This is a genomic window from Dyella japonica A8 (genome assembly GCF_000725385.1).
GTDB classification, from domain to species: Bacteria; Pseudomonadota; Gammaproteobacteria; order Xanthomonadales; family Rhodanobacteraceae; genus Dyella; species Dyella japonica_C.
Genome location: NZ_CP008884.1, coordinates 3112608 through 3124779 on the forward strand (window position 1 = coordinate 3112608; position 12172 = coordinate 3124779).

9 protein-coding genes are annotated in these 12172 nt (G+C 57.9%); all 9 read left to right on the top strand.

Features of this window, described 5'->3' with window-relative positions; all coding sequences use genetic code 11:
* The first annotated feature begins 46 nt into the window (after positions 1–46).
* Positions 47–3103: a sensor histidine kinase gene (locus HY57_RS13075; RefSeq protein WP_019467581.1), complete on the top strand. Its 3057-nt coding sequence runs from the start codon at positions 47–49 to the stop codon at positions 3101–3103.
* Positions 3096–3722: a response regulator transcription factor gene (locus HY57_RS13080; protein ID WP_019467580.1), complete on the top strand. Its 627-nt coding sequence runs from the start codon at positions 3096–3098 to the stop codon at positions 3720–3722. Before HY57_RS13075 ends, HY57_RS13080 begins: the two co-directional genes overlap by 8 nt.
* A gap of 431 nt (positions 3723–4153) precedes the next feature.
* On the top strand, positions 4154–5047 hold the full coding sequence (locus tag HY57_RS13085; RefSeq protein ID WP_235186564.1) for an MBL fold metallo-hydrolase: 894 nt from the start codon (positions 4154–4156) through the stop codon (positions 5045–5047).
* 636 nt (positions 5048–5683) lie between these two features.
* Positions 5684–6736, top strand: a complete 1053-nt coding sequence (locus HY57_RS13090; protein ID WP_019467578.1) for an FUSC family protein — start codon at positions 5684–5686, stop codon at positions 6734–6736.
* Positions 6737–7342: 606 nt separating this feature from the next.
* Positions 7343–8239 (top strand): RNA polymerase sigma-70 factor, encoded by an 897-nt coding sequence (locus HY57_RS13095; RefSeq protein ID WP_019467577.1) that lies wholly within the window; start codon positions 7343–7345, stop codon positions 8237–8239.
* A gap of 570 nt (positions 8240–8809) precedes the next feature.
* Entirely contained in the window at positions 8810–9397 is a 588-nt protein-coding gene (locus tag HY57_RS13100; protein WP_026034327.1) for a TMEM175 family protein, read from the top strand.
* Positions 9398–9568: 171 nt separating this feature from the next.
* Positions 9569–10642, top strand: coding sequence for a LysR family transcriptional regulator (locus HY57_RS21265; RefSeq protein WP_081500779.1), 1074 nt, complete (start codon positions 9569–9571; stop codon positions 10640–10642).
* A gap of 505 nt (positions 10643–11147) precedes the next feature.
* Entirely contained in the window at positions 11148–11627 is a 480-nt protein-coding gene (locus HY57_RS13110; RefSeq protein ID WP_019467574.1) for a carboxymuconolactone decarboxylase family protein, read from the top strand.
* Positions 11628–11711: 84 nt separating this feature from the next.
* Complete coding sequence (locus tag HY57_RS13115; protein WP_019467573.1) at positions 11712–12134, top strand: cupin domain-containing protein; 423 nt, start codon at positions 11712–11714, stop codon at positions 12132–12134.
* Positions 12135–12172 lie beyond the last annotated feature (38 nt).

Below are 12172 nucleotides of genomic sequence, written 5' to 3' on the forward strand. Positions count from 1 at the left end.
CGATGCAGGGTCAAGCTGGCTTGTCGGGTAGAGCCGGAGGGGTTTGATGGCGACGATGTGGCTACTCAGGATCCTTTTGCCTGCATTCCTGACAACGCTGCCTTTGGTGTCGTTTGCGGGCGCACCTCGCTCCTTCGCGCGCTACTCGCACCAGCACTGGACCGAAGGAGGTGGGGCGCCGGCGCCAGTGGGGGCGATGGCGCAAGGGCCTGATGGCTTTCTTTGGCTTGCGACGGGCGAGGGGTTGTTCCGATTCGATGGGACTCGATTCGAACGGATCGAGGTGGAAGGCAGCGGCCAGAAAAATGACCTGCCAGGCGCGCTGTTGGTGACGAAGAGCGGCGATGTCTGGATTAGCCTGGAGACGTCGCATCGCTTCGCGGTCTATCGCCAGGGCGCGCTCCGCGTTCTAGATGGACCGCCTGCCTCAAGCCGGATCGTCGAGATGGTGGAGGGCGCACATGGTGAAATATGGGCGCTAACGGCGAACTTCAGTGCGGAGGCGCTTCGCTTTCGCGACGGACAATGGAAAACGTTCAATGCGGCCGACGGTCTTCCGTCGGACAGCTCCTCGAATATGCTCGTGGCAGCCGATGGTGCGGTCTGGATCGCCTGTAGCGATGGGATTGCGCGTCTGGCGCCCGGCGCCGAGCGGTTCGCTATCTATCGCAAGGCGCCCTATGGCGTACTCTCCCAGGACCGGGAGGGTCGGATATGGCTTTCGGAGAGCCACGGAAGCTATCCAATTACCGGGTTGGGCGGGCGCGGTACGCCTGTGTCGCTGCGCACTCCGTATCGTACTGGTGGAGCACTTAGTCCGGGAACGCCTCTGTTCGATCGTGAAGGAAACCTCTGGATAGGGACGCGCTACGGCGGTGTGCAGCGTCTTTCGACGCCGGCCGCCACTCTCGAAAGTGGTGGTGGCGGAGCAGCCGAATCGTTCACGAGCCGCGGCGGCCTGTCTTCAGATGTCACGAACCAGTTACTTGAGGATCGGGAAGGAAACATCTGGGTCAGCACCGATAGAGGCCTCGACAAGTTCCGGTCCGCCACGCTGAATGCAGACCCTGAGTTGGAGCTTCCTGCGATCTTTGGCGACAAGCTACTGGACGCCTCGGATGGAAGCGTCTATATCGGGGAGGCGCACACGATCTTTCGCGTCAGGCCCGGCGGCACGCCGGAGCCGATCCTGCGCAATGTGATCGAGCCCCAGAGCATGTGCGAGGCGCCGGACGGCGCGATCTGGATTGGCTTTGCGACCCGGATCGTTGTATGGGCTAATGGCGGCATACGCCAAATGATCGAACGTCCCGATCAGGCCGCCAGCCACAAAGTGATCTACGATTGTGCCTTTGATGCGGCCGGTGATTTCTGGATGTCCGCTTCCGGCGGTGGCTTGCGCCGCTACAGGGACGGTCAATGGGAAACGATCCTGGCCCCTGGTGATCGATCTGACTTCTATCCGACCACCATGATCGCAGCCCCATCGGGTGGCGTGATTGTACAAACGGGAGACAGGCTCGTCTGGATCGACAGTGCCGGACGGCGATCGTCCACATACCTGGATTTCGGTGGAAGCGAACTTGCGGTGCTGACGCTCTATGCGGCCGGAGAGGATGTTTACGCAGCCGGCGCGTTCGGCCTGTCGCGCATCCGCGGGGCGCAGGTCGAGACGATTCGGGCCGATCCAGTATCACCGGGCAGCCGCATTAACGGCATCGTGCAGACGCCGGAAGGCGATGCCTGGCTGGCATACCCAAGGTCACTGGTGCGGCTTCGATCCGGCGACATCGAGCACGCGTTCCGCGACGGTACCTTTCCGACGCCAACGCTGACGCTTGGTTTCAGTGAGGGGTTGAGGAGCCGGCCTCATTCGCATTCGCAACGGTCCATGGTGCGTGGTGGCGACGGCCGATTGTGGATCGCGACCGAGACCGGGACCCTTTGGATGGACCCCTCACATATTGTCCGCAACACGCTGCCTCCCGGCATTGCGATCAAGTCGATCACCGCCGACAGCCGTGCGCATCGGGACCCGAAGACTCTGAAGCTGGGGGCCGATACGGCCAACATCGAAATCGATTTTTCCGTCCTGAGCTTCGCCGACCCCGGCCGTGTTCGCGCCAAGTACATGCTCGAGGGGTTCGATCGTGACTGGGTCGATCCAGGCACCCGGCGGCAGGCGTTCTACACGAACCTGCCGCCGGGAAAGTACAGGTTCCGCGTCATCGGCGCCAACAACGACGGAATCTGGAACCGATCTGGCGCGATACTCGATTTCGAGATTCCGCCGACCTTCTTCCAGTCGACGTGGTTCCCAGTACTCTGCGCGGTGCTTGTCCTCTTTTTGTTTTGGGTGACATATCAGGTGCGGGTAACACAGATCACGCGCCATATCCATGGTCGCCTGGATGAACGGGCCAAGGAACGCGAGCGCATCGCGCGCGAGCTACATGACACGTTGCTGCAGGGCGTACAGGGACTGATGCTGCGTTTCCAGGCGGTCGCCGAGCGGACGACGCATGACGAGAAGTGGCGTGAGCAGTTCGAGGCCGCACTGGCGACGGCCGACGACGTCGTGATCGAGGCCAGGAATCGCGTACGCGACCTGCGTGGAGTCGAAGGCACTAATGATCTTTGCGCAATCATCGAACACCTCGCGGCCGATGTGCCATTCGATCCGCCGATACCGGTACGCATCGTTGTGGAGGGCAGGCCACAGCTCCTGCATCCATCCGTCGCGGAAGAGATAAAAAGGATTGTGCGCGAGGCGCTCTTCAATATTGCCCATCATGCGCAGGCGTCGTTCGCCGAGGTCGCAATCGGTTTCGAATCGAGGCACCTTGCGATACGCGTGCGTGATGACGGTATCGGCATCCCTGGGGACGTATTGGTGCTCGGACACAAGGACGGCCATTTTGGCATGCTCGGCATGCGCGAACGCGCCGAGAAGATCGGCGCCAACATCATGATCAGCAGTAGCCCTGGCGCAGGCGCGGATATCACGCTCACCATGCCGGCTAAGCTGGCGTTCGCGAAGCGTAGACCGCCCCGTCGGTCTTGGCTGTCGCATTTCATGTGCAGGAGTTCGATCGATGAATGACCGGAAGATCCGAGTTCTCGTTGTCGATGATCACGCGGTCTTGCGTGATGGTGTTGCCGCTGCCTTGGGAAACCATGAGGACATGATTATGGTCGGCGAGGCGCGTAACGGAAAAGAGGCGATCGAGTGTTTTCAGGCGTTGCGTCCGGACGTAACGCTCATGGATCTACAGATGCCGGTGATGAATGGCGTTGAGGCGATAGCAGCGATTCGTCGCGATGATCCGGATGCCCGGATCATCGTGCTCACCACTTACACAGGTGATGTGCAGGCAGTGCGCGCACTGAAGGCAGGCGCCGTCGGATATCTGCTCAAGAGCGGCCTGCGGACCGAGTTGATCGATGCCATTCGTAACGTCCATCGCGGCCAACGCCATGTGCATCGTGATGTCGCCAACGAAATCGCGATGCATGTGGTCGATGAGGCGCTCACCGAACGTGAAGTCGCGATTCTCCAGCTCGTGGCATCTGGCCAGGCGAACAAGCAGGTGGCCTCGATGCTTGGCCTGTCCGAAGAGACGGTCAAGGGACATCTGAAGAACATATTTTCCAAGCTGGACGTCACGGATCGTACGCATGCGGTTACGGTGGCGGCGCGACGAGGCATCATTGAGCTTTGAGCTCTTGCCCCTGGTGGGCGCCTGCAGATCGGGTGCTAGAGCCCCGGCGAGCCCGGCAGTCGCCCCCACGCCCACAGAGGCCAACGTGCAACCGATCCCCGCTCGCCAAAGTTAAGGCTTGGGATGCCGGGATAGGGCAGTCAGGCTGTGTTATCGAGGGCGCATGGTCCTGGTATGACTGGATCGGAATGCCCGCCGATCAATGCACGATCAAGCAAGTCGCGCCGGCCACCGGCCACAGGTTGGTGCTCTTGCCAATCGCAATTGTTTCCCGTGGCGCACCATGATGAGCCCATTTGCATATCTACCGGACGATGGTCTGGCTCAGTAAGTTGCTTGTCAGAGAAAGCGAATGGTCCGGCGAATTGGCATCCGTGCCATGGATATCGTCGGCAGGCAAACGACGTTGCAAACAGGAGTCAGACATGTGCATGTGCCACGAATCACACCATCCTGACCACGAGTTGGTCCCGTCACGATACGCGACGCGCATCGGCGAGATCGACGTACTGGTGATTAGTGATGGGGCGATACCGATACCAGCCAATATCCTGGGCACCAACGTCGATGCGGCCGTCCGGGACGCCGCACTGCGTAACAGATTTCTACCGGACGTGATCGATTGGGGGCTGAACGTTATCGTGGTCCGTAGCGGAGGCTGCACCATTCTCGTCGATGCCGGCGTAGGATCGGAGATGCCGGACGCCACACGGGCCGGGCGGTTAGCCCAGCGATTGGAGGGCGCTGGTATCGATCCCGAATCGGTGACGGACGTGGTGGCTACCCACATTCACATGGACCACATTGGCGGGCTGCTCGATCAGCGATTGAGGAGTCGCATGCGTCCAGATTTGCGAATTCATGTGTCGCACACCGATGTCGAATTCTTTGAATCGCCTGATTTTTCCCACAATACGTTTGGCGGGATTCAAGACATCATCCGGACAAGCGCGCGGAAGTTTCTTGACGCGTACCGCAGCGAGCTGCGGCCATTCGACAAGGAGTACGAGGTGGCGCCGGGGGTCATCGTCACCCGGACCGGTGGCCACACCCCCGGGCACAGCGTCGTTCGTGTGGCATCCGGAGGCGAGCGGCTAACGTTTGCTGGCGACGCCCTGGTCCCGGTCGGGGTCGAGTGTCCCGAATGGCAGAATGCCTTCGATCACGAGCCCGAGGAGGCGACTCGCGTCCGCGTTCGCCTTCTGAAGGAGGCTGCAGCGACCGGTGAATTGTTCATGGCCAGTCACCTGTCGTTCCCGACCCTCGGTCGTGTCGCGGTCGACGGCAAAGCCTTTCGCTACGTGCCCGCCAACTGGGCATACTGAACACTTGCTGCCTTAGGGCGCCCTTGGCGCGATGAATTGTGGCTCGAGGCGCCCGGCCTTTACGGTGATTGAGTGGCAAGCCCTTTTTGCTCTAGGGCATCGATGGGTGGTGCGTCGCCTTTCTGACGACTGGCTGTGGTCAGGCGATAGATATCGGGCGTGATGCAAGACTGCATTGGTGTCCGCCCAGGGGCGTACGTGGAACTGCACTAACGGCCGCCAGGTGAGCCTGAGTGAAAAGAGCAATGGTCAACGACACGACGTCTAATGAGACAAGCAATAGCCGTCGCGCGGCGCAAGCAAGCCTTGGTCAAAGTTCTCTGATGGTTTTCTGCTCGAGTGAGCTTATCCACTAGGAGGCCGTCCTCCGGTCAGCGGGCGGTGCAGCCAATGTGCCAATCATGCGCCGCTGGGTTCGCGTGGACTCGGAAGCAGGCGCATCCCGAATAGGGCTGGCATCACCTGGCATCAAGGGGGCACGGCGCCTCGTCAGTTGCCTTCAACATCAAGCAGGCTGGTGGATGGATCTCACTTCAACCCCTCGATGTTTGTCCGCTGGGGCGGTGCTGGCGCACAGCCTTCAAAAGTGGCGGTGTCGTGATTCGAAATGAACAAAGGATCAACAGCAGCCAACCGATGCGCAAAGAACTATGGATCGACGCCGCTGAGGCGGTTGCCTCTGTGCTGTTGGCAACAGTGGCGGCGCAATGGGCGGGTGTGGCGCACGTCGGTTGGGCCGCTTTTAGTGCATTCATGGTGATTCGACCGAACTTCGCAGTCAGCCTCCAGCGTGCCAGGCTTCGCATCCTTGGTACGCTCGCAGGTGCATTTGCCGGTGCGCTGATGGCCGTCCATTTCGCGGGGCCTGGATTCGTGGCCGGCCTTCTACTGGGAACACTGGTGTTCGTCACGATGTACCTGACGCTTCTTTGGCGCCACCCATATGCGTGGCTGTTTACTGGCCTGACCTTTCTGATGGTGTTTGTGGAGGGGCTGTCGGTACATAAAGTTACACCGGCCACATTTGCCATCTCGCGCATAGAGGAAGTTTTGATCGGCACGCTGGCCAGTCTGTTGATAGGTTACGTTGCATCAAGAACTTGGAGGTCGGCCAGCCCCTGCGGCTCACCCTGTCTAAATACCCCGGGTTTGAGTTGGCACGCGCGTGGCGCCTGGCACTCAGTGGAGACGGGCTTCACCGTCTTTTGGCTCGCCATACTCCCCTATTGGATCTCTGGTCCGCTGCTTATCCAGGCAGGAGTCACAGTGATCGCGGCGATGTCGGTGCCATTGCCCGCTCTCGACGACGGACGCTTGGTCGTGTTCATCCGGCTCTTGCATCGAGTTCTTGGTTGCGCCATGGGTGCTTTATTGGCAGCAGGGATTTTACTTGTGAGCCAACACAACCCGGCATGGATCACCCTGGGGCTCTGTTTCGGTGTGGCGATAGGACGGTATGTCGAGAACGGCCCGCACACATTTGGATATGTGGGTGTCCAGTTTGCTCTGGCCTTTTTGGTCGTCCTGGTGCCCGATCGTTATGCGCTAGCCGACACCGTTCCCGCCGAACATCGGTTTCTAGGCATCCTTCTTGGCTTCGGACTGCTTGCCTTGACGGAGGTGCTGTTTGGGGGTGCCAGAATGGCGCTCGGCGCGATCAATCGTAGGCGATCACTAGCGCGACACTAGCGACAGCGACGGCTCGTTGCGTGGCGCGAGAAGAGGTTATCCCTCTTGCGGACAGAAACTGTGGCCGGCTTTTGCGGTGCGTTTGTGATCAATCCTGCCGACGAGGGCAGCATGACAGTGGAGCAGTGTATCTCCGCTAATGTCAGGCGCTCAATCAGAAAGAAGCTGCCACAGCGAGAAAAGTTGCTCGCCATAGGGACGATATCGCTCCAAAAGCCCGTGCATTGGTCGCCTAGGGTTGGGGTGAGAAAGGCCCGCCCCCAGCCATTGGACGTCCAAAAACATGGCAATTGCCGGAGACCTGGAAACCGCCGGAGTCTCCCACATCCTTTTTGCCAACGGGGCACCGCTCGGCGGCGTGAAGAGATAGACCGGGCGCTGTGATTGGCCGCAGTGCAATTTCACGACACCAACGTGTCCTGCGCGCCTCCTGGCGGCGGCTCTATGGCAGAAGTTCGATGACTGGATTATCCCGATTCATGCATAATTTACCCGGCATTATGAGGTATTGGGTCTGCACCACCGCGAGTAATTCGCCGCCTTCACTGTACGCTAACAAATAGGTTCATCACGCCGGCGGGCCAAGGTAGGGAGTGTCTGATCGCTGTGAACGACATCAATGCCACCTTCTATTTGCTTCGACCCCGTCTGCAGGCGATTGCCTACAGCATGCTGGGCTCAATAGCGGACGCCGAGGACGTCGTGCAGGATGTCTGGCTTCGGTGGCATGACGCCGAGAAGTCCATGATAAACAACATCGAAGCATGGCTCGTGACCACCACTACACGAGTGGCAATCGACCGCTATCGCGCATTGAAGGCTCGGCGTGAGTACTATGTTGGTCAATGGCTTCCCGAGCCGATACTAGCCGATGGTCCGGCCACCCCTGAACAAATTCACGAGCGTCATGGCGAGGTTTCCATGGCACTTCTTTCGCTTCTAGAGCGCCTCTCGCCGGAGGCCCGAGCAGCCTTTCTGTTGCGCGAAATCTTTGACGTGGACTACGCCGATATTGCCGATGGAATCGGAAAGAACGAGGCGAGCGTTCGTCAGATCGTGCATCGAGCAAAGTCTCAACTGCGGGAAGGTCGGTCACGGTACGCCGTGACGCCGGAGGTGCACTGCCGAATCGTTGAGCGATTTGCGCAGGCAATGGCCCTGGGGCAATTCCAGGTTCTAAAGTCAATCTTGGCCGAGAATGCCGAAATGATTGGCGACGGCGGCGGCAGGGTGTCGAGCGTCGCCGCGCCACTGTTTGGCGGTCAGCGAATAGCGCAACTCCTGTATGCATCCACGCTTCGTTACAAAAGTGAAGTTCGAACCAAGCTGGCTCCTATAAACGGTGAAGTCAGCGTTCTTCGCTATATTCACGATTCGCTTGAGTCGGTCCTGACGGTGGAGACGAATGGTGATCTCATTGTGCGCCTATTGATTCAGCGCAATCCAGAGAAGCTGGCCGGCATTGCGTCTGAACTGGGAGTCCCGCTATTCGTGCCGCTTTGATGTCGATTCACGGCGCGGCGTGCCGCAGTGCGTGGGTAGCTAGATTGTCGCGATAGTCACATTCTAATTAACGCGAGCTCGCATGGATTGGCATGACCCGATTGGATCGTGGTCTCGCAATGATCTGTCTGAATGATGGCGGCCTCGTGAACCTTCGGTAGTGAGTGCTGGATCTCTTTAGCAGGCCTATGACGTTGCGATTTAGTCATCCTCGCCACGATCGAATTGTGACTACTCCGATATCTTCAGAGAGCTCCGTACTAGCGACTCCTCCGATGGCGATGTGCGCCTCACCAGATTGCGCGTCCATGTTGGACGACACATCCGCGTGCGGGTAGATGCAATGAGGCACATGCCGCATTGCCGATGAAGCACCAATAATTCCCCCACTTTTCTTCACCACTCGCTTAATGTGTGCCATTCGCCGTGGGCACAATGCAGGTGACTGGGGCGTTGACCAAATGCGGTAATCGTCGTTCTCAGTGGGTCTATTGTTTGACCCTCATGTCGCGCATCTCGCGATTTAGCCAGCTTGGCGAGCCGGTACGAAGTATTCAGTGAGGTGCCGTCATCGAAAAGGAAAGACTCGAAACGTTCACTGACGGTGTGTTCGCTGTGGTAATCACGGTCATGGTTATCGAACTAAAAGTGCCGTCGGCGCCGACCTGGGGCTCTCTCTTGGACGAGAGCAACGTGTTCCTCAGTTACGTCATCAACTTTCTTTACGTGGGCATCTACTGGAACAATCATCACCATGTTCTCACTTTGATCAAGCGCATCAACTGCACGGTGATGTGGTTCAACTTGCTATTCCTTGGCTGCCTGTCGTTGTTCCCGTTCTCCATTGCGTGGCTCAACAAAGCCACGCCGGTGCCGGCGTGCGTCCCGACAGCTTTTTACGGAATCACCTTGTTGCTGACAACGCTCTCCTGGCGATGCCTCTGCATTGGCTTGATTCGAGTCAATGGCGGATCGGTGTCAGAGCTTCAGAAGGCGCTCGGTTCCGATTGGAAAACGAAGGTTGCGATATGGGCTCATGTCGCATCGATTGGTATGGCTTTTCGCTGGCCTGGTGTGTCGTGTGGCCTATACGCCGCGGTAGCTGCTGTTCTTTGCTTCCCCTTTTGTCGAATCGAGGAAAAGGACGACCGAGACTAATACTCGAATCGGTGCTTTGCAGCGCGACTCTACCGAAATGAGCAGGGATGCCGTGAATCCATGTCACAAACGCCTTCGCTGAAACGACTAGTGGGTAAGGGTTGGTCGCTATTGGCCTTTCTGCGCGCCGTCGCCCACATGTCATTCAGAAATTTAGTAGGTATGCCTCATATGACTCTAGATGTTCATGACAAGCCGCAGAGGGACGCCGCAGACTCGCTGGCGGCGAGCTTTACGGCCAGTTACACCGGCGTTGTTGCATTTATTGCTGTGGTCGCCGAAGGAAGCTTTGCACGCGCGGCTGATCGTTTGGGTATCGGCCGATCCGCAGTCAGTCGAAATGTGCAGAAGCTTGAAGATCAACTAAACGCAAGACTCTTTCTTCGTACGACACGAAGCACTTCTCTAACGAGAGAGGGTGAACTGTTCTACGAGAACTGCCACCCAGGGGTGCAGCGCATAGTGCGGGCCCTTGATGACATGCGTGAGTTGCGTACCGGTCCGCCAAGAGGGCATCTACGCATTAGTGCATCGATGGGTTTTGGTCGTCAGATTGTTGCTCCATTACTTGCGGACTTCTGCGCCCGTTATCCGGAAATATCCCTCGATTTGCAGCTGGACGACCGTCCTGCTGACTTCACCGCGGACCGCGTCGATGTCGCTATAAGAGACGGTCATCTCGAGGATAGTCAGATAGTCGCCAAGCGCCTGGCTCCTATGCAGATGCTTGTAGTTGCATCCCCGGAGTACGTCCGTAGATACGGCGCACCCCAAAGCATGGACGATCTTGAAAATCACGTATGCGTCAACTTTCGCAACGCGTCGGGGCGAATTTCTGATTGGGAATTTAAGGTTGACGGCCGGCAACACAAGCTGTCGCCGTCTTCTACATGCACATTCAACGATGTTGGGTTGGTGCACCAAAGCGTGCGAGATGGCTTCGGTATCGCGCAGCTGGCAGGCTATCAGGTGGCGGGAGACTTGCGCGATGGTTTGCTTGTGACCTGCCTTGATTCATATGCACCCGACGATCGCGGGCATTATCTGTGCTACCTAAGCAGGCGGCATTTGCCGGCCCGCATCCGCGTCTTCATTGACTACGTCACCCAGGCGGTACGCGGACTGGATATGAAGTATGTTCCGTGCATTTCGGCACCATCAATGGCCGAAGCCGAATCGTTGCACGTTGTCGGTTCGAGCCAGGAGTACACTCCGCAGCCATGCCCTCTGGATTCGATCGACTGATGTTAAATCGGCGAAGAGGGAAATCTCTTGCCTGTCCGGCCTGTGCATGAGTGCGTAGAGATGCCGATGGGTCGAAGACCACGAGCCGCATGGCGCGAGTAGCAATGAGGCGAACAAAATGCCCGGGTCGCGGGCGCGCGACTATGGTTGGCGGCGTTGCACTGCCAAATTCGTAGATAGGTTAGATGCGAAGGAGTCGCCATTTTATGGGCGTGGTCGATCCATTATTTCATTCGTCATTGCTGTCTATCTATATCAGCGTGGAATCAGGTGCCGCAAGCGCATCTAACATTCGTTCTGAGGTGTCTATATGGGATAGACGTTTCAGTTACGTCGTTTGTGACACCATCCGGGCATTGGTGCTTGGTAGGTAACATGGCGAGTCCTTTGAAGGTGCTAATGAGGAAGCCGCAACAGATCTAAACTGACTTGCCATGTCAAACATCGCGTAGCCGGCGCCTCAGTCGATTGAGGTATGAGCACGCGTCAATAGAGGACGTCTACTGTGACCCAGCGAATCGACTATCTGCAGCAATCTCCCGATCTTTTGAAGAAGCTGGTTGCCTTTAGTACTGCGGCGAACCAGGCAAGTATCGAAAAGTCCATCTGCCACCTTGTAGAGATCCGCGCATCGCAGATCAACGGTTGCTCCTTCTGTCTTGACATGCATATCAAGCAGGCCGTGATTGATGGTGAGCGACCGTTGCGCCTGTTTCATCTACCGGCTTGGCGCGAATCTACGCTTTTTAGTCACCGTGAGCGCGCAGCACTTGCGTGGACCGAGGCATTGACTCACTTATCAAGTGACGGCGTTCCAGACAGCGTCTACGACCGCGTACGCGATCAGTTCTCTGAGCAGGAGCTCATTGATCTCACCTACGTGGTTATGGGAATCAATGCGTGGAACCGCATCAATATTGCCTTCAGGTGTGTGCCTGGTGCGCTCGATACGGCGTACGGCCTCAACAAGTCTGGCCTCGCCTGATATGTGATCGGCACAATCGCGTGGTGTCGAGTGCTGTATTGACGCTCGACACCACGCGCGCGGGCTTTCATGAGGATACATGCTATGCGTATGTTTAAGACATTCGGATTGATGAGCTTGGCTGCTTGCTCAGCAACCGTTCCGCTCCTGGCTTTGGCCCAGAGCGCCTCGACTCCTGCTCACGCGCAGGTCGCAGAGCTCATGACCAAGGCCCTCGGGGATTACCCCGGCAAGGAAGGGAAAATGATCCTTGTTACGTACCCGCCCGGCTCGGTCGATCCGGTTCATCGCCATGACGCCAATGCCTTCGTTTACGTAATCGAAGGCTCCATTGTGATGAGCCTGAAGGGTGGCAAGGAGGTGACGTTGGGGCCAGGGCAGACTTTTTACGAAGGGCCGAACGATATCCACACCGTTGGCCGCAATGCAAGCCTTACCCAGCCAGCGAAGTTTGTGGTCTTTCTGCTAAAGGATCAGAACAAGCCGGTGTTGACGCTGGTGCATTGATCTCTTGAATGGGTGCATCAATCGGCTGCGTGCGGATT